This window comes from Corallococcus carmarthensis, assembly GCF_003611695.1.
In the GTDB taxonomy this organism is placed as follows: Bacteria; Myxococcota; Myxococcia; order Myxococcales; family Myxococcaceae; genus Corallococcus; species Corallococcus carmarthensis.
This window is the reverse complement of record NZ_RAWE01000061.1, coordinates 1-17,439: the sequence shown is the minus strand read 5'-3', so window position 1 is coordinate 17,439 and position 17,439 is coordinate 1. Positions and strand designations below refer to the sequence as shown.

General features: G+C 69.7%; 17 protein-coding genes. 4 read left to right on the top strand and 13 right to left on the bottom strand.

Features of this window, described 5'->3' with window-relative positions:
- Nucleotides 1-7: 7 nt before the first annotated feature.
- From D7X32_RS18390 to D7X32_RS18370, 5 genes are all read right to left on the bottom strand, one after another.
- Nucleotides 8-1,474: a protein adenylyltransferase SelO gene (locus D7X32_RS18390; protein WP_120603862.1), complete on the bottom strand. Its 1,467-nt coding sequence runs from the start codon at nucleotides 1,472-1,474 to the stop codon at nucleotides 8-10.
- A gap of 18 nt (nucleotides 1,475-1,492) precedes the next feature.
- Nucleotides 1,493-2,110 (bottom strand): glutathione S-transferase family protein, encoded by a 618-nt coding sequence (locus tag D7X32_RS18385; protein ID WP_120603861.1) that lies wholly within the window; start codon nucleotides 2,108-2,110, stop codon nucleotides 1,493-1,495.
- Complete coding sequence (locus D7X32_RS18380) at nucleotides 2,107-2,982, bottom strand: SDR family oxidoreductase (RefSeq protein WP_120603860.1); 876 nt, start codon at nucleotides 2,980-2,982, stop codon at nucleotides 2,107-2,109. The genes D7X32_RS18385 and D7X32_RS18380 overlap by 4 nt, the downstream gene beginning before the upstream one ends.
- 95 nt (nucleotides 2,983-3,077) lie before the next feature.
- A complete protein-coding gene (gene dps, locus D7X32_RS18375; protein ID WP_120603859.1) occupies nucleotides 3,078-3,641 on the bottom strand; it encodes a DNA starvation/stationary phase protection protein Dps in 564 nt (187 codons plus the stop codon).
- Nucleotides 3,642-3,804: 163 nt separating this feature from the next.
- Nucleotides 3,805-5,175, bottom strand: coding sequence for a flavin monoamine oxidase family protein (locus tag D7X32_RS18370; RefSeq protein WP_120603858.1), 1,371 nt, complete (start codon nucleotides 5,173-5,175; stop codon nucleotides 3,805-3,807).
- Nucleotides 5,176-5,215: 40 nt separating this feature from the next.
- Between D7X32_RS18370 and D7X32_RS18365 the strand changes: the two genes are divergently transcribed.
- Complete coding sequence (locus D7X32_RS18365; protein WP_167506486.1) at nucleotides 5,216-5,746, top strand: DUF4442 domain-containing protein; 531 nt, start codon at nucleotides 5,216-5,218, stop codon at nucleotides 5,744-5,746.
- Between the two features lie 3 nt (nucleotides 5,747-5,749).
- On the opposite strand, the gene D7X32_RS18360 is transcribed toward D7X32_RS18365, so the two are convergent.
- Both D7X32_RS18360 and D7X32_RS18355 read right to left on the bottom strand, forming a co-directional pair.
- Nucleotides 5,750-6,589 (bottom strand): N-acyl homoserine lactonase family protein, encoded by an 840-nt coding sequence (locus D7X32_RS18360; protein ID WP_244239066.1) that lies wholly within the window; start codon nucleotides 6,587-6,589, stop codon nucleotides 5,750-5,752.
- A gap of 55 nt (nucleotides 6,590-6,644) precedes the next feature.
- On the bottom strand, nucleotides 6,645-7,787 hold the full coding sequence (locus D7X32_RS18355; RefSeq protein WP_120603856.1) for an esterase/lipase family protein: 1,143 nt from the start codon (nucleotides 7,785-7,787) through the stop codon (nucleotides 6,645-6,647).
- Between the two features lie 130 nt (nucleotides 7,788-7,917).
- Here D7X32_RS18355 and D7X32_RS18350 point away from each other — a divergent pair, with 130 nt between their 5' ends.
- Complete coding sequence (locus tag D7X32_RS18350) at nucleotides 7,918-9,996, top strand: S46 family peptidase (protein WP_120603855.1); 2,079 nt, start codon at nucleotides 7,918-7,920, stop codon at nucleotides 9,994-9,996.
- 155 nt (nucleotides 9,997-10,151) lie between these two features.
- Here the strand turns inward: D7X32_RS18350 and D7X32_RS18345 are convergent, their stop codons facing one another.
- Nucleotides 10,152-10,991, bottom strand: coding sequence for a hypothetical protein (locus D7X32_RS18345; protein WP_120603854.1), 840 nt, complete (start codon nucleotides 10,989-10,991; stop codon nucleotides 10,152-10,154).
- 306 nt (nucleotides 10,992-11,297) lie between these two features.
- Here D7X32_RS18345 and D7X32_RS18340 point away from each other — a divergent pair, with 306 nt between their 5' ends.
- The gene (locus D7X32_RS18340; RefSeq protein WP_120603853.1) at nucleotides 11,298-11,909 is read left to right on the top strand and encodes an adenylate/guanylate cyclase domain-containing protein; all 612 of its coding nucleotides are present in this window, start codon (nucleotides 11,298-11,300) and stop codon (nucleotides 11,907-11,909) included.
- Between the two features lie 38 nt (nucleotides 11,910-11,947).
- A complete protein-coding gene (locus tag D7X32_RS18335) occupies nucleotides 11,948-12,598 on the top strand; it encodes a glutathione S-transferase family protein (RefSeq protein ID WP_120603852.1) in 651 nt (216 codons plus the stop codon).
- 4 nt (nucleotides 12,599-12,602) lie between these two features.
- Here the strand turns inward: D7X32_RS18335 and D7X32_RS18330 are convergent, their stop codons facing one another.
- The 5 genes from D7X32_RS18330 to D7X32_RS18310 all read right to left on the bottom strand — a co-directional run bounded on the left by D7X32_RS18330 (nucleotide 12,603) and on the right by D7X32_RS18310 (nucleotide 17,302).
- Nucleotides 12,603-13,835: a type II toxin-antitoxin system HipA family toxin gene (locus D7X32_RS18330; protein WP_120603851.1), complete on the bottom strand. Its 1,233-nt coding sequence runs from the start codon at nucleotides 13,833-13,835 to the stop codon at nucleotides 12,603-12,605.
- Complete coding sequence (locus D7X32_RS18325; RefSeq protein ID WP_120603850.1) at nucleotides 13,832-14,086, bottom strand: helix-turn-helix domain-containing protein; 255 nt, start codon at nucleotides 14,084-14,086, stop codon at nucleotides 13,832-13,834. Before D7X32_RS18325 ends, D7X32_RS18330 begins: the two co-directional genes overlap by 4 nt.
- A gap of 184 nt (nucleotides 14,087-14,270) precedes the next feature.
- Nucleotides 14,271-14,879, bottom strand: coding sequence for an HAD family hydrolase (locus D7X32_RS18320; RefSeq protein WP_120603849.1), 609 nt, complete (start codon nucleotides 14,877-14,879; stop codon nucleotides 14,271-14,273).
- Nucleotides 14,880-14,893: 14 nt separating this feature from the next.
- Nucleotides 14,894-16,786: a methyl-accepting chemotaxis protein gene (locus tag D7X32_RS18315; protein ID WP_120603848.1), complete on the bottom strand. Its 1,893-nt coding sequence runs from the start codon at nucleotides 16,784-16,786 to the stop codon at nucleotides 14,894-14,896.
- A 78-nt stretch (nucleotides 16,787-16,864) separates the two neighbouring features.
- Nucleotides 16,865-17,302 carry a host attachment protein gene (locus tag D7X32_RS18310; protein WP_120603847.1) on the bottom strand — a complete coding sequence of 146 codons (438 nt, stop codon included), beginning with the start codon at nucleotides 17,300-17,302 and terminating at the stop codon, nucleotides 16,865-16,867.
- Nucleotides 17,303-17,439: the final 137 nt, after the last annotated feature.

Genomic DNA, 17,439 nt, shown 5'->3' with positions numbered 1-17,439 from the left:
CCGTGCGTCAGGAGCTGCAGCTCACCACGAGGTGCCGTCCCCACGTGGGCGGGGACTCCGCGTAGGACTCCTGGCCGGGGTGTTCGTCGAAGGGCGCGGACACCAGCGCGAGCACGCGTTCCACCTCCGCGAAGTCCCCCTCCTGCGCGCGGGCGATGGCCTGCTGGGCCACCCAGTTGCGCAGGACGTACTTCGGGTTGACGCGGTCCATGCGCGCGTGGCGTTCGCCGTCCACGCTCCCTTCCGCCGCCAGCCGCGCCCGGTAGTGTTCTGCCCACCCGTCGAAGCCCTCCGGCGGCAGGAAGTGGTCGCGCAAGGCGTCGTTGCGCGCGCCCACGCTCGAGTCGAAGCGGTTCAGCGCGCGGAAGAAGCGCGTGTAGTCCACGTGCGAGCCGGCCATCAGCGCGAACAGGTCCTGCACGAGCTCGCGGTCCTCGTCGAGGACCTCCGTCAGACCCAGCTTCTCGCGCATGCGCGCCAGGAAGTGCCGCGCGAACGTGGGCTGGAAGAGGGTCAGCGTGGCGCGCGCTTCGTCCTCGGTGATGAGCGTGAGCAGCGCTTCACCCAGGCAGGCCAGGTTCCACAGCGCGACGCGCGGCTGCTGGTCGAACGCGTAGCGGCCCTGGTGGTCGGAGTGGTTGCAGACGAAGCCGGGGTCGAAGTCGTCCAGGAACCCATAGGGGCCGTAGTCCAGCGTGAGCCCCAGGACGGACATGTTGTCGGTGTTCATCACGCCGTGCGCGAAGCCCACCGCCTGCCAGCGCGCGACGAGCTGCGCGGTGCGCTCCACCACCTCCGCGAAGAAGCGCGCGTAGCGCCCCTCCTGGCCCACGAGCTGGGGGAAGTGCCCGGCGATGACGTGGTCCGCGAGCGTGGCCACGTGGCCCGGCTGCTCCGTGTGGTGGAAGTATTCGAAGGTGCCGATGCGCACGTGCGACGGAGCCAGGCGCACCAGCATGGCCCCGGTCTCCACGTCCTCGCGGTACACCGGCGACTGGCTGCCCAGGATGCACAGGGCCCGCGTGGTGGGGATGCCCAGCGCGTGCAGGGCCTCGCCGGCCAGGTACTCGCGCACGGTGGAGCGCAGCACCGCGCGCCCATCACCGCCGCGTGAGAAGGGCGTGGGCCCGCCGCCCTTCAGGTGCAGGTCCCACTTGCCGCCGTCCGGGGCGCGCACCTCGCCCAGGAGCAGCGCGCGGCCGTCTCCCAGGCGCGGCACGTACACGCCGAACTGGTGCCCCGCGTAGACCATGGCCAGGGGCTCCATGCCGGGCAGCGGCGTGGCCCCGCCGAACACGCGCGCGAACTCCGGGCGCGCGGCCTCCTCCGCGTCCAATCCCAGCAGCCGCAGCGCGGCCGGGTTCACGCTCACCACGCGCGCGTCCCCGAAGGGCGCGGGGTTCACCCGGGCGGCGAACCCGGCGGGCAGGCGGGCATAGGTGTTGTCGAAGACGAGCTGTTCGAGCGAGGCCATGGAGGGTCACGACAGGCGTCAGGGAATCTGCATGCCCCGCTGGACCGCGGGACGGCTGCCCACGCGGTGCAGGTACTGGATGATGTTGGGCGTGTCGTTGAAGAGGTCCGGGAAGGAGTCCCGCGCGCCCTTCAGCCACGGGTACGTGGCGATGTCCGCGATGGAGTACGTGGTGGCCAGGTGGTCACGCGACGCCAGCTGCCGGTCCACCACGCCCAGGATGCGCTTCGCCTCCGTCTGGAAGCGGTCGATGGCATACGGGATCTTGGTGGAGGTGAAGCGCCCGAAGTGGTTGAGCTGACCGAGGATGGGCCCCACGCCGCTCATCTGGAACATCAGCCACTGCGTCACTTCCGCCTTGCCGCGCGGATCCGTGGGCATCAGCGCGCCCGTCTTCTCCGCCAGGTACAGCAGGATGGCGCCGGACTCGAAGAGGGCCAGGGGCCGGCCTCCCACCGCGTCGTGGTCCACGATGGCCGGGATCTTGTTGTTGGGATTGATGGCCAGGAACTCGGGCTTGAACTGGTCGCCCTTGGAGATGTCCACCGAGTGCGTCTTGTACGGAATGCCCAGCTCTTCCAGGGCGATGGAAACCTTGCGGCCGTTGGGGGTCTTGAACGTGTACAGGTCGATCATGCCTTCACTCCCGTGAGCTGTTCGCTCACCTGCCAGAGCCGCTCCGCGAGCGCGTCATCCCGGGCGGCGGACGACGGCTTCGCCTTGCGGCATTTGATGAAGTACTCGCCGCTCACGCCCGCCACCTCCGGCGACGACGCCAGGTAGATGGAGGTCCTCGCGCCCTTTTCGGGGGAGAGCATGAAGGGCCCGGCCAGCTTGATGAGATGGCGGAAGATGCCCTGGCTGTTGTGCCCGAAGCCCGTGGCCACCGCGCCGGGGTGCAGCGCGTTCGCGGTGACCTGCGTGCCAGCGAGCCGCTTCGTCAGCCCGCGCGAGAAGAGGATGTTGGAGAGCTTGGCGTTGCCGTAGACGCGGATGCCGTCGTAGCGGCGGTTCGCCGTCTGCGGATCATCCAGGAAGTCCGCGCGCGCCAGGCGGTGCCCTTCGGAGGACACGTTGATGATGCGCGCGGGGCCGCTCGCCACCAGCAGGTCGTGCAACAGGTGCGTGAGGAGGAAGTGGGACAGGTGGTTCGTGGCGAACGTGGCCTCGTAGCCGTCCACCGTCACCTGCCGCCGGTCGATGATGAGGCCCGCGTTGTTGATGAGCACGTCCAGCCGGGGGTGGCGGGCGCGGAACGCCTGGGCCAGGTCGCGCACGGACTGGAGGGAGGACAGGTCCGCGAGCAGCGACTCCACCTGCGCGCCGGGGGCGGCCTCGCGTACCTTGGCGACCGTGGCCGCCGTGCGGGCCTCATCCCTGCCGGACAGCACCAGCGTGGCCCCCCGCCGCGCCAGCGCCTTCGCCGTCTCCTGGCCAATGCCACCGGTGGCCCCGGTGATGAGGCACACCTTGCCGTCGAGACGGTCTTCGTGAACCGCTGCCGCCATGGGACGCGTCCTCCTGGAATCCAGGGACGCGTTCTATATGCTCCCAGCCTTCCCCGCGCAGGAGAACCTGCCGGGGAGGCGGGGAGACGGGTGCGTCAGGTGGTGACCTGGCTGATGTCCTCGGCGGGGCGGCCCCGGCGGTTGCCGCCCTTGCCGGGCGTGGTCATGCCCGGACGCGCGTCGCCGTTGAGGTGGCTCTCCAGGAACCAGAGGTCCTCCTCGGTCTCGCCCAGGGTCTGGGTGAGGATGTCCGCGGTGACGGGGTCGTTCGCGTCATCGGACTTGGTGATGCCGTCGCGGAGGCTGGCGGCGTAGCGGCCCACGCGCTCGACGAGCGCGCGGATGTGGGACTCGCCGTCCACGGCTTGCAGGTCGTATTCCGGCAGCTGGCTGTTGTTGCTGGCCAGGCGGATGGTGCCCTGGGCGTAGCCACCCAGCGCGCCCGCGCGCTCGGCGTAGGAGTCCGCATGCTTGCGCGCATGCTTGGCCACTTCGTCGAAGAGCAGGTGACGGCTGTAGAAGTGCGTCCCCCGGATGTTCCAGTGCGCCTGCTTCACCTGCCAGTGCAGGTCAACGGCGTTGGCGAGCAGCGTGTTGAGCATGTCGATGAGCTCTTCGCGCGCGTCCTGGGGAAGGTTCACGTGGCTGGTCGAGTACATGGTCCTGATCCCTCGTTGGTGGTGTGCGCGCGGCAGACCGTCGGCATGACGTCCCGGCGCTCCCCACAGGGTGGGGATGCCCTGCGTCCTTGGCCATGGCGCGGCACGCGTCGCCTGGCCGCACGGCTGGCTCGAAGGGCAGGCGGCCGGACGGCCCGGGCGCTCAGCCCGCGTCGGGGGCGGTCAGCCGGGCGGCGACTTCCGTGGCGGCGCGCTCTCCGGACTCCACCGCGCCGTCCAGGTAGCCGCAGCCCTCGATGGCCGTCTCGGTGCCGGCCCAATGCACGCGTCCGAACGGAGCCCGCAGCGCGTCGCCGATGGCGGTGAGGGTGCCGGGGCGGGGCAGGCCTACGTAGCAGCCTGTGCTGAACGCCTCCTGCTTCCAGTCCAGCGCCGCGACGGCCACGGGCGTGAGGGCCTGGGGGCCGAAGAAGCGCGCGAAGTCCGCCAGCGCCGCGCGGTGAATTTCCTCGGCGGGGTGGCCGGTCCACGCGCGGGCGGTGTCGCCCAGGAAGAAGCCCACGAGCGCGGGGTGGTGCCCATGGGGGCCGCAGTCGTCGAAGCACAGGCGCACCGGCCCTGAGTCGCTGACGGCCTCGCCGGACAGGCCCGCTTCGCGCCAGAAGGGCGTGGCGTAGGTGGCCACGACCTTGATGACGCTGCCCATGGGGATGTCCGCGTGCGCGCGGCGGCGGCCGGCGGGGAGGTCCGCGCCAAAGTCGATGCGCTCCGCGAGCGCGGGCGGCGTGGCCACCACCGCGTAGCGCGCGCGGAAGGCGCGGCCGTCCTCCGTGGTGGCGGTGACGCCGCGCGCATCCTGGAGCAGGGCCTTCACGGGCGCGGAGAGGACGACGCGGTCCGGGGGCAGCGCTTCCGCCAGCCGACGTGAGAGGGATTGCGCGCCGTCCACGAAGCGCTCCGCCTGGGCGCCGCCCTCGATTTCGGTCAGCGGCATGAGGCCGCCGTTGGAGTGCACGTAGGAGAGGAAGTGCAGGAAGGACAGTTCGGAGGGCTCCGCCGCGAACACCGCGCGGGTGGCGATGTCCAGCGCGGCGCGGGCGCCCCAGGTGGGCACGTGGCGCTGCTTCCACTCCTCCACGGTGAGGGCGTCCCACTCGGCGGCCTTGGGCGCGGCGGAAGGCTGTTCCCGGGGGACGCGCCTGGCCAGGCCATCCAGCTTCCAGACGATGCGCTGCAGGTCCAGCAGCGACAGCAGGGGCAGGGACGGGACCTTGCCTTTGTAGGTGCGGCGCTCGCCGCGCACCTCCAGCACCTTGGTGCCCTGGTGGTGCTGGGCGAAGCGCTGGAGGCCCAGGCCGTCCGCGAGCTTGAGCACGTGACGCTGCTTGGGGCCCACCCACTGGCCGCCCAGGTCCACGAGCCCGCCGCCCACTTCACGGGTGAGGGTACGGCCGCCCACGCGGTCCCGCGCCTCCAGCACGGCGACGGTGGCGCCGGTGCGAGCGATGTCCCGGGCCGCGGTGAGTCCCGCGACGCCCGCGCCGATGACGACCACGTCCACGCTTTCACCCATAGGTCCGCGGACTCTATGCCGGAAGCGGCGGGTGGCTAGGATGGGTGCGGGACGTCAGACGGGAAGGGTGGAGGACCGGATGTTCGCGTTGGAGCTGGTGGAGAAGGTGCGGCAGGTGTCACCGGGCGCGGCGAACGCGCTGACGACGCTCGCGGTGAAGAACATCGTCCCGTTGGCGGCGGCCATGGGCTACCGCGTGGACGAGGTGACGGACGCGCGCGTGAAGGCCACGGTGCCGCTGGACCGCAAGACGAAGAACCACGTGGGCAGCGTGTACCTGGGCGCCCAGGTGACGGTGATGGAGCTGACGATGGGCGTGATGCTCTTCCGCCGCTTCCCGCCCAGCCAGTACAAGCTGCTGGTCAACCGCATGGAGGTCGCCTTCCACGCGAAGGCGAAGACGGCGGTGAGCGCGGTGTGCGAGCCCCCGGAGGAACTGCTCGCGAAGCTCGCGTCGGAGTTGCGCGCGACGGGCGACAAGGCGGAGGCGTGGATCCCCGTGCGCCTGCTGGGCACTGACGGCCAGTGCGTTGCCGAATCGCGCTTCCTGGCCGTCTTCAAGCGCGGGTAGGACCTACTCCAGCGGCGTGGGGAACGCGGGCAGCGCGGCGAAGTCCTCGGGCACGTGCTCGCGGACGACGCGGGCGTGCGAGTCCTTCGCCAGCGCCTCCACGCGCTTCATGGACTCCAGCGTCTGCTCGCGGTTGAAGTTGTACACCGGCACCAGGCGCCGCTCGCGCGACTGGCGCAGGGGCCACAGGTCGCCGGTCAGCAGGACGGCGCCGGAGCTCGTGGTCTTCACCAGCAGCACGGTATGGCCGGGCGTGTGCCCGGGAGCCTGGTGGATGGTGACGGTGCCGTCTCCGAACACGTCGTAGGCGGCGTCGCCTTCGATGCGCACGGTCTTCGCCCGCTCCAGGGCGCTGTAGTGAGGAACCTCACCGCGCCGCACGGCCTGCTCGGAGAAGGCCCCGTCGCGTTCTTCCGCGTCCACGATCCACGTCGAGCCCGCGAACAGGTTGGCGTTGCCCGCGTGGTCGAAGTGCAGGTGGGAGAACGACACGAACTCGATGTCGGCCGGTGCGAGCCCCAGCTCACCCAGCGAGGCCGTGAGCTTCTTCTTCACCTCGAAGTGCACGGGCTGGCCCTCCGGACGCAGGCCGCCCGGCAGGTCCGCGATGCTTTCGGAGAGGCCGCTGTCCCAGAGCAGATCCCCCTTCGGATGACGGATCAGGTAGCACGGGATGACGCCTTCGCTGGCCACGCCCTTCATCGAGCCGTCGTCCGCCATCATGCCTGAGTCACCGAGCTGCACCCGGCCGCAATCCATGGCGTAGAGCCGCACACCGGGCGCGGCAGGGGACGTGCGCGAAGCGGTGTTCGTGCTGGCGCAGGCGGTGAGCGCGAGACACACGGACCACAGGCGAAGGGTCTTCAGGGGACGGCTCCAGGGAGAAGCGGGGAGGCAACTACCGCGTCGGCTCTTCTTCCATGAGGAAGTCGCCAATGGTCTTCCACATCGCCTCGAACTGGGGGCGGCGGAAGCCGGAGCCGGAGATGAGCCAGTCCACGTGCGGGGGCTGGTGCGCCGGCTGGTCGAAGTGGCCAATGGCATCCAGGTGGTCCGCGCGCACCGCCGCCAGCACGCGGCCGTACACCTGCGAGCGCGTGGGCACGATGCCGTCACACGCGGTGGGGCCGGGCATCGCGCCGTAGGCCTGCACCAGCGCCGCTGTCTGCGCGGGCGTGTGCAGGGGCAGTTGCGTGAGCGGCATCCGCTGCGTCTGGCCGTACACGAACGCGTAGATGGTGTGCGTCAGCTGCGCGTACGGGTCCAGGCCCGCGGCCAGCCGCGTACGCAGGGACGGCGGCCGGGCCTGCGTCACCACGGAGCCGTAGCGCACGCCGGGCCGGTCATGCGTGCCGCCGTTGAACAGGTCGATGCCCTCCGGCGTGAGCTGGGGGATGAGCGACGTGTCGCGCCCCACGTCCCACAGGAACTTCGTCACCGCGTCGCGCCGCTCGCTGGAGAAGTCCCCCAGCAGCTGGTCGAAGAGCTGATCCAGCAGCGTGGCCTTCCACCCCAGCTGATCATCCGCCCGCGCCATCAGGTGCCCGAAGCGGAACACCACGCTCAGGGGCAGCCGGCCGAAGCGCAGCACGTACATGGTGAACAGCGACAGGAGCTTCAGCAGCTGCTGGCCGAAGAGGCCCAGGAAGAACGTGGCCAGCGGCGTACCCGCGTGCGGCGCGGACAGCGTCACCACCGTGCGCACGCGGCGCGCGAAGGGCTCCAGCTCCAGGGCGTCCGACACCTGCGCGCCGGGGCTGACGAACAGGCGGGCATCCAGGCCGCCGGTGGAGTGGCCCACCAGGTGGATGGGGCCGTCGTCCCCGGAGGCCGTCTCGCTCACGGCCTTGAGCAGGTCCGCGGTGCGCTGGCGGATGGATGCAGTGGGGTGCGAGACGATCGTCACCACCTCCGCGTCGACTCCCCGGCGGGCGAGGTCCTTCTTGAGGAACTCGTACGCGTGGCCGAAGTAGAGGAGCTCGCCCAGGTTGGTGAACCCGAAGAAGCCGGGGACGAGGTAGACGTGGTGCTTCACGGACATGGGCCCGCCAGCATACCCCACGCTCCCCGGATGGGCTTGGAATACCCGGCGTCTCAAGCGGTTGACGCGCGCCCGGCCGCATTGACAAAACCGGCTGCCCGTTTCCCCTCCCCACGAAGGAAGACTCCCCGTGTACCGCAGACTGTTCGCGCTTGGCCTGCTGTCGTCCCTCCCCGCCGCGGCGGAAGAGGGCATGTGGACCTACGACGCCTTTCCCGCCGCCCAGGTGAAGAAGGCCTACGGCTTCGAGCCCACCCAGGCGTGGCTGGACAAGGTCCGCCTGGGCTCCGTGCGGCTCGCCGGTGGTTGCTCCGCGAGCTTCGTGTCGCCGGACGGCCTGGTGATGACGAACCACCACTGCGTGCGCAGCTGCATCGAGGAGCTGACGACCGCGAAGGACGACCTGCTGGCGAAGGGCTTCCAGGCGAAGACGGCGAAGGAGGAGCGGCGCTGTCCCAAGATTGAAGCCAACCAGCTGGTGGAGATGACGGACGTCACCGAGCGGATGAACACGGCGACGAAGAGCCTCTCCGGCGCGGCCTTCAACACCGCGCTCAAGAAGGAGATGGCCGCGGTGGAGGCCGCGTGCACCATCGGCGCGGACGTGCGCTGCGACGTGGTGACGCTCTATAACGGCGGCAAATACCAGCTCTACAAGTACCGCCGCTTCCAGGACGTGCGGCTCGTGTTCGCGCCGGAGTTCTCCATGGCGGCGTTTGGCGGGGACGCGGACAACTTCAACTTCCCGCGCTACGGCTACGACGTGTCCTTCGTGCGCGTGTGGCAGGACGACGCGCCCGCGAAGAGTCCGGACTACCTGCCGTGGGCGAAGGAGGGCGCGAAGGAGGGCGACCTCGTCTTCGTCTCCGGCCACCCGGGCGGCACGGAGCGCAAGAGCACGGTGGCGGAGCTGGAGTTCCAGCGCGACGTGGCGCTGCCCCAGACGCTGCTCCAGCTGTCGGAGATGCGCGGCGCGCTGCGCGAGTTCACCAGCGCGTCGCCGGAGCGCTACCGCGTGGCGCGCTCCAGCCTGCGCGGCGTGGAGAACGGGCTCAAGGCGCTGAAGGGCCGGCAGGAGACGCTGGCGGACCCCGTGGTCCTCGCGCGCAAGCGGCAGGAGGAGGCGGAGCTGAAGAAGCGCATCGACGCGAACCCCCAGGCCAGGGCTCTGACGCAGGGCATGTGGGACGAGACGGCGCAGGCGCTGGACCTGTGGCGCCGGATGATGAACGACTACCGGATGAAGGGCGCGGGGGACGCGTTCCGCTCCGACCTCTTCTCCTACGCGCAGGCGCTGGTGCGAGCGGCGGAGGAGCTGCCCAAGGCCAACGGGGAGCGCCTGCGCGAGTACACCGACGGCCAGCTCCCGGCGCTGAAGCAGCGGCTGTTGCGTGAAGCGCCCATCCCGGCGGAGCTGGAGGCGCTGACGCTGACGTTCGGCTTCAACAAGCTGCGCGAGACGCTGGGCGCGGATGATCCGTTCGTGCGCATGGTGCTGGAGAAGGAGGCGCCGGCGGACCTGGCGAAGGCGCTGGTGCGTGGCTCGAAGCTGGGCGACGTGAAGGTGCGCAAGGCGCTGCTGGACGGCGGCAAGGCGGCGGTGGACGCGTCGAAGGATCCGATGATCATCCTGGCGCGCAAGGTGGACGCGGAGACGCGCGCGTCGCGCAAGCGCTACGAGGACACGGTGGAGGCGGTGCTCAAGCGCAACGGCGAGCGGCTGGCGAAGGCCTACTTGCTGGTGAACGGCACGGCGGGCGCGCCGGACGCGACCTTCACGCTGCGGCTCAACTACGGGCAGGTGAAGGGCTGGGACGACAACGGCAAGGCCGTGCCCGCGCTGACCACGTTCGGCGGCGCGTACGGGCGTGACACGGGCAAGGAGCCCTTCAAGCTGCCGGCGCCGTGGGTGAAGGCGAAGGGGAAGGTGCCGGACGCGACGCCGCTGGACATGGCGACGACCAACGACATCATCGGCGGCAACTCCGGTTCGCCGGTGGTGAACCGTGACGGGCAGGTGGTGGGGCTCATCTTCGACGGCAACCTGCCGTCGCTGGGCGGCCGTTACCTCTACGTGCCGGAGACGAACCGCGCGGTAGCCGTGCACGGCGACGGCATCCTCGCCGCGCTGGAGCACGTCTACGGCGCCGCGCGCGTGGTCAACGAGCTGAAGGGCGCGCAGGCGGCGTCCGCGGCTCCGGCTCGCTGAGGCTCGAAGGCCCGAGGTGGAGGGGCGTCCTTCGTCCCTTCGCCTCCGGCCGGGCTCAGTGGTGGCAGAAGGGCGACAGCAGTCCTTCCGCCTTCAGCGTGCCGTGGACGGCAGCAGCGAGCGCGCCATCTGCCGGACCTTTTCATCCGAGTGGATCATCGCCCGTGGACCTGCCGCGGTCGTGCCGTGACGACGGGTTCCATCAGTCCTTCCGCCTCCAGCGCGGCGCGCACGGAGGGGATGTGGCCGCGGTGGTCCTTGAAGCGCCGGAGGAACAGCTGCACCCATTGCGTCGGCGGCTCCTGCTGTTCCCTGGCGCGGACGTTGTTGCCCCTGGCATCCAGCTTCAGGGTGTCCAGGAAGGGAAGGATGTCATGCGCGCCCAGCAGCGGCCGGTGCGGCGGAAGGCCCCTGCTCCAGGACTCCGGGTTGCGCGGCGAGGATGCCCAGGCGCGACGCTCGCGCAGGAAGCGATTGAAGGTGCGGTGGCCGTCGGGCTCCATCAGGAGCGCTCGCAGCAGCTGGGCCAGCTCGCCGCGATCCATCCGGTGCCCCTTGCGGTTCATCTCCCAGCGCACCCATTGCAGAGGGCGCCACGCGTCGAGGACGGGGTCCCGGAACGCTTTCGCGTACTCCACGTGGCCCAGCGCGTGCTCGCCGATGACGCCCTGGGGCAGCAGGCGCCGCACGTGGCTCAGGCGATCCTCCCGGCGCACCTCGCGCGTGCGAGCGGTGGCCCAGCGGATGAACGGGTTCACCTTGTCGCCGCCGCGCCGCCACCTCACTTCCAAGCGGATCTCCGGCCGCTCCCACGGCGCGAAGGGAGGCAGGTCGTGCTCCATGTCCCCGAACCGCATCCACGTCGCCAGCTCCTGGCGGGCCTCCTTGCGGGCCGAGCGGTGGATGTGCCTGCGCGCCGCGCGCGCGGCCTCCCGGTTCTTCGACGGCAGCAGCGAACGCGCCATCTGCCGGACCTTCTCGTCTGAGTGGATCATGGCCCGCGGGCCCTCCGTGGCGGTGCGCGGACGTGGCGCGCACCCATCACCTGACGCGCACTGGACGTCTCCCACCGCGACGCGTCGGGTGCCGGACAGCCGCGACCCAGAACCCGTGAGGTGCTTGGTGCGCCGCGTCAGGAACGCACTACGTTGGGGGTGCGGATCTGTGTCCGCCTCTGACTTCGCGCGGTTGCGTTCCCCGGAACACAGCCGTCCGGGCGCCTTCCCGGGGTGGTTGGGAGCTGGCGCCTGTCGTGCGGTAGCATCTCGGTCGTCACACGCCGGGGGGAGGGAGGATGCACGATGGTGGTAGAGGCCCCGGAGCCCCGGACGATGTCGGCCATCATGTTCACGGACATGGAGGCCCCCGCAGGTCAACGCTGGCGGGATGAGTCGCTACAACAAGCGCTGCACGAGGAGCACGGCCAGCTCGTACGGGGGCTGCTCGCGCGCCACGGTGGCCGCGAGGTGAAGCGGATGGAGGAGGGCGGCTTCCTCCTGGAGTTCGAGTCGGGTCTGCCCGCGGTGTCGTTCGCGCTGGAGTGGCGCGCCGCCGTGGACGCGCGCAACCGCGCCGTGCCCACCGAACAGCGGATGTCCGTCCGCGCGGGCGCGCACCTGGGCATGGTGGTGCACCGCGACGGCGACATCTTCGGCGAGGGCGTCAACCTGGCGGCCCGCATCGAGTCCCTGGCGCGCCCGGGCACCGTCTACGTCAGCGAGACCGTGGCCGCGCAGCTGGAGGGCCGGCTGAAGGCGCCGCCCGTGCGCCTGGGCCGCAACGAACTGAAGAACATCCGGCTGCCGGTGGCGGTGTTCCGCATCGACTCGCCGGCGGAGGCCCGGAACGAGCGCGCGCTCATGTCGCGCGTGCGTTCACTGCTGGGCCGTAAACGGGTGCCCGCGGACAGTTGAGGCTGACGGCCTGTCGCGCGGCGGTAAGGTGCCGCGCCATGTCCGAGCTCACCCTGGTCGTTGGTTCCAAGAACTTCTCCTCCTGGTCGCTTCGCCCCTACCTGGCCCTGGCCCACACCGGCCAGCCGTTCCGGGAGGTGCTGGTGCCGCTGGACACGCCGGAGACGGCGGCGCTCATCGCCATGCACTCGCCCAGCGGCCGGGTACCGGTGCTCAAGCACGGCGACACGGTGGTGTGGGATTCGCTGTCCATCTGCGAGTACCTGGCGGAGGCCTTCCCCGCCGCGAAGCTGTGGCCCGCGGACAGCGCGACGCGCGCGATGGCGCGCTCGGTGACGTCGGAGATGCACTCGGGCTTCCAGGCCCTGCGCACGCACCTGCCCATGGACATCAGCGCGCGCAAGACGGTGCCGGGGCTGGACGCGCCGGGCGTGCACGCGGACATCGCGCGCGTCCAGGGCCTGTGGGCGGGCTGCCGCGAGCGCTACGGCAAGGGCGGGCCCTTCCTCTTCGGCGCCTTCTCCATCGCGGACGCGTTCTTCGCGCCCGTCATCACCCGCTTCGTCACCTACGGCGTCCCGTTCCGCCCGGAGAACGTGGCGTACCGCGACGCGGTGCTGGGCCTGCCCGCGATGCTCAAGTGGACGGAGGCCGCCCTGGGCGAGCCGCCGCTCGCGCGCTACCGGTAGGAGCCTACAGGGCGCGGAGTTCCCCCAGGCGCTTGTGCATCGTCCGCCGCAGGAAGTCCGTGCGGAGCGCGTCGAAGCCGATTTCCTCCAGACGCTCCAGCCAGGGCTCCGCGCTGGCGCACAATTTGTCGAGCATGACGCTGACGGCCTTCGCATTCACGCCGTAGCGCTCACCAAAAGCGATGAAGTGGGCGCGCCGGAGGTTGTCGTCGCGCCCTTCGAACTTCAGGGCCATGCGCTGATCGCCGTAGGGCAGGGTGGTGAGCAGGTCGTAGGCAGGCGACAGGCGGAAGCCGCCGTCGGGCCCATCCGCCAGAATGCTCACGTTCTTGGCGTGCAGGTCCCCGTTCCCGATGAGATAGCTGAACGCGAGAAGCAGAAGGAAGCGCGCGAGTTCAGGGACGGGCGCGACGCAGTTGTCGCGCAGGCCCTCAGCGATGGCAGCGCATGTGAGGCGGTACTTGTCGTTGGTGTAGCGATCCAGGAACTGGCAGGCATCCTCCTGATGTACGCGCCGCAGGCGTTTCTCCACCTTCATCCAGCTGCGATCAAAGCGCTCGACGAGCAGCCCGTCGTTTCCATCGCGGTCATGGATGAGCTTTGTGGTGGCGACGCGCAAGCCGCACTGCTTCGCCATGCCCATGAAGAAGTGCTCGTTGCGCACGAGCTCAGGCTTTCCCCGCGGGTTGAGCTTCACGATGTAGTCCCGCTGTCCCGACGAGGAGACCGGGAAGGAGATGGTGGACGCGGAGATCTTCTCCTGAACGCCTGGGATCGTCGGCTCGGTGCTTGCCACCCCCATGGGCGGGAGGCTTTGGGCAAAGAGTTCGGAGAAGAGAACGGACTCGGGCTTCCATTTCGCTCTTCGAGACGCTGTTTGGGGAAAGGGTTGTCCAGGAGGAATGACGGAAAGATCCCCAACAGTATCGACCCCCGACGCCACCAGCAGACTGAGAAGGTCGTCCTCAGATGTCTTGGTATGTTCAACGAGAACCCGTAGGCGCAGTCCTTCAGGAAGGAGCCCTGCGAAATAGGTGTGCAGGTTGGTGCCTAGAGTTTCGGTGCGGCGCCTTGAGTAGGGCAGGTGAACGGCGATGCCTCTGGGCATACCTTTGTGTTGCTCAAAGAAGTCCGCCGTGTACTCGAAGTTGGAACCGTGAGTTGTTCGAGTAATAGAGCCAACGTGGGTGGATTCTCGCCATACCTCTGCGACCGCAACATCAGTCGGGCGAATCATGAAGTTTGCTCACTCGCCTGCAGGCGTTGCTGAAGCGGCTCAATCGCCAACTGGAGTCCCAGCACATTGAGGACGTCCAGAAGCTTGTCCAAGCGCAGGGTTGCCTTCCTGCCGCTCTCAATGTCGTAGATGAAAACAGGCCCACACCCAGCTAGGACGCTGAGGTCTTGTTGGGTCAGTCCAAGCTTTATGCGTTGGGTCTTGACCGTTTGTGCAAGGGCGCGGATCCAAGTGGCTTTAAGTTGATCCATGGACCATTTGCTCCTGGAGTCCATCCGGTCGAATGGATTTCGAGCCAGTACGCATAACGTGACCGCCCAACATGTCAATATCCATCCGATCGAATGGATTTCGGGCCAGTACGCATAACGTAACCGCCCAACATGTCAACATCCATTCGATCGAATGGATTTCAGGCTTGGTCGCGCTGGTCGCTCACAGCCCCAGCGACTTCAGCTGCGAGTCGAACGTGGGCGCGTCCGTGAAGACGTGCCCGCGCAGTCCCAGCGCCCGGGCCGCGTCCACGAACTCCGGCAGGTCGTCGAAGAAGGCGGCCTCCTCGGGCGCGCAGCCCGCCTTCTCCAGCGCGAGCCGGTAGATGGCCGGCTCCGGCTTCACGTGCCCCACCTCGCAGCTCATCACCCGCGCGTCGAAGCGTTGGAGCAGCGGCAGCAGGGGCTTCAAGTAGGCCACGTGCAGCGCGTTGGTGTTGGACACCAGCACCAGCTTCACCCGCCCGATGAGCCCCTCCACGCGCGGCAGCACCGCGTCGTGCACCGTGAAGTGGCTGCTCCACAGGGGCGCGAACTCCTCCATGGGCAGGTCCACGCCCAGCGCGCCGCACACGTCCTGGCGGATGCCCTCCGCGTCCAGCAGGCCCCGGTTCGCCGCCGTCCACCCCGCGCCGGTGAGCCGCCGCGCGGCCTCCCGCGGCTCCAGCCCCGCCCGCGCCGCGAGCCTCGCGAAGAGCAGCGCGTTGTCGTGGAACACCAGCACGTTGCCCAGGTCCAGCAGCACGGCCTTCACGGTGGGGACGGCGGACACAGGTGGCTCCCGTCTCAGATGCGGTAGGCGCGCGCGACGCCTTCCATCTGGCCCGCGACTTCCTGCAGCCGCTTCGCGGCGCCGGTGGTGGACCTCAGGCTGGTCTGCGTCTCCGTCATCATGGAGGACAGGTCCGTGACCGCGCTGAAGATCTGCGCGATGCCCGCGTTCTGCTGGTTCACCGCCCCGGCGATCTGCCGCGCCGCCGCGGCGTTGTCCTGGACGATGGTGGCCAGCTCCTTCAGGTGCTCGCCGCTGGTGCGCACCTGCTCCAGGCCCTCCGCGACGCTGGAGTGGCTCTGCTCGGTCATCTTCGCCGTGGAGATGATGGCGTGGCCCAGGTCCCCCAGGATGTCGCGCACCTTCTCCGTGGCCTGGATGGACTGATCCGCCAGGTTGCGGATTTCGCGCGCCACCACGCTGAAGCCCTTGCCGTGCTCGCCGGAGCGCACCGCTTCAATGGCCGCGTTGAGCGCGAGCATGTTGGACTGGTCCGCCAGGTCCTTCACCGTCTGGGTGATGCCGCCAATCTGCTGCGTTCGCTCGTTGAGCTGCACGATGCGCATGGCCATCTCCCCGGACTGCTCGTGCAGCCCCTGGAAGCCGCCCAGGCTGTCGCGGATGGCGACCTCGCCCGCCCGGCCCACCTCCTCCGCGCGCGACGCCACGCCCAGCACCGTCTCCGCCTTCTCCGCGGCCAGCAGCGACGTCTGCTTGATCTCCTGCGCCGTCACCTGCGTCTCCTGGAGCGCGGCGGCCTGCCGGGCCACGTTGCGCTCCTGGACCTCGGAGGCGAGGTTCAACTCCGCCACGGTCTCACTGAGGACGTGGGTGGCCTCCTGGAGGCTGGTGGCCGTCTCGCGCAGGTTCTTCATCATCTGCCCGAAGGCCTGCGTCAGCTCGCCCACCTCGTCCCGCCCCGCCTTCACCTCCATCACCTGGGTGAGGTCGCCTTCCTTCACGACGCGGCGGACCACTTCACTGAGCGCGCGCAGCGGCCGGGTGATGCCCCGCGCCAGCACCCAGGAGCCCAGGCCCACCGTCGCCACGAAGAGGGCGGCCAGCCCCAGCACCAGCCGGCGCATCTCGTTGAGGGGCCCATAGGCCTCCTCGGGGTCCAGCTGGGCGATGAACTTCCAGCCGTCTCCCACGTCGCGCACGTCCGAGCCGTTCACCGCGACCACGGCCACGCGGCCCGTGTCGTCGTGCGCGCCCTTGCGCGTGTCGAACAGCGTCCGGCCATCCGCGCCCTGCAGCTCCAGGGAGAAGCTGTCGTGGCCACGGTGCTGGGCCCGGGCGAGCGCGGGCTTCACCAGCTCCCCCACCTGACCCCAGTCGAACGCGGCGAGCAGCACGCCCAGCCGCTGGTTGTGCTCGTCCATCACCGGCACCGCCAGGGGCAGCACGTGCACGCCGTAGATGGGGTCTTCCACCTCCACGCCCTCGGCGGTGGTGCTGCCGGCCTGCGCCTGGCGGAACCACGCCGCCTGACGCACCGCCTCCGCTCCACCGGCGTACGCCTCGCGCAGCTTGGGTGTGCTGGCGGAGACCGCCACGCCGTCGTCGCTGAAGAGCACGATGCCGTTGAGGGTGAGGTAGCGCCGCTGCAGGAGCGAAAGCATCGCGTCGCTCGCGGCGGGGTCCTTCGTGCGCAGCGCCTGGCGCAGGACCGGGTCCTCCGCCCAGCTGTGCGCGCTCGCCTCGCGCTCCGCCAGGGTGGACTCCAGCAGGTCCTTGAACCCTTCCGCCTCCATCCGCAGCGAGGCGTCCAGCTGCGACTCCGTCTGCTGACGCATCAGCTTGTCCTGCAAGCCGGTCAGCACCAGCAGCGGCACGCAGGACACCAGGGTCATGTACAGCAGCAGCCGCCCACGCAGCGTCAGGGACGGCAGGATGAAAGAAGGCATGGCACGCCGGCGCGAAGAAGAGGGACCCGGATTCCTATACCAGAACCCGGGCCCTGAACCGCTTGGACGACTGGCCGCCTACAACACGGGCACCCGGTCAGGCAGGTCCCGCGCGGGCAGGTTGGAGTAGTCCGCGTCCAGGTCCAGCCGCACCCGCTGCCTCACGCGCGTGCTGAGCAGCCCCCGGAGCATGCCCAGGAACGCCGGGGGTGCCGCGATGACCAGCTGGTCGAACGCGTGCGAGTCCACGCCCCTGTCCAGGCGCCCGGACAGCTCCCGCGCGAAGCGCTCGTGCTCCAGCTCCCGCCGGCCGTTCGGGTCGTTCTCCGACACCGGGCCGTGCAGGGTGCCTGCGTTGGGGTTGTCCGCCTGATTGAACAGCTCGACGGGCTTGGTCCGGCTCTCGTCATGCTGGAACTGCTCGATGAGGTCCCACTTCTCCGCCTTCGCATCCGTGGCGAAGAGCCGGGCGCGACTCGCGTTGGCCACCAGGATCCAGAGCCTCTTGTCCGCCATCTTCACGCCTCCTTGTGTCTTGAGGGATGCGGACCCCCACAGGCCCCGGCAAGCTTCCCCCAGCGAGCCGACTCCCCGCCGCGCGGAGGCCAGACAGCCCGCCCTCCGCCCCCTTTCCCTCGGGAACACTCTGCGTG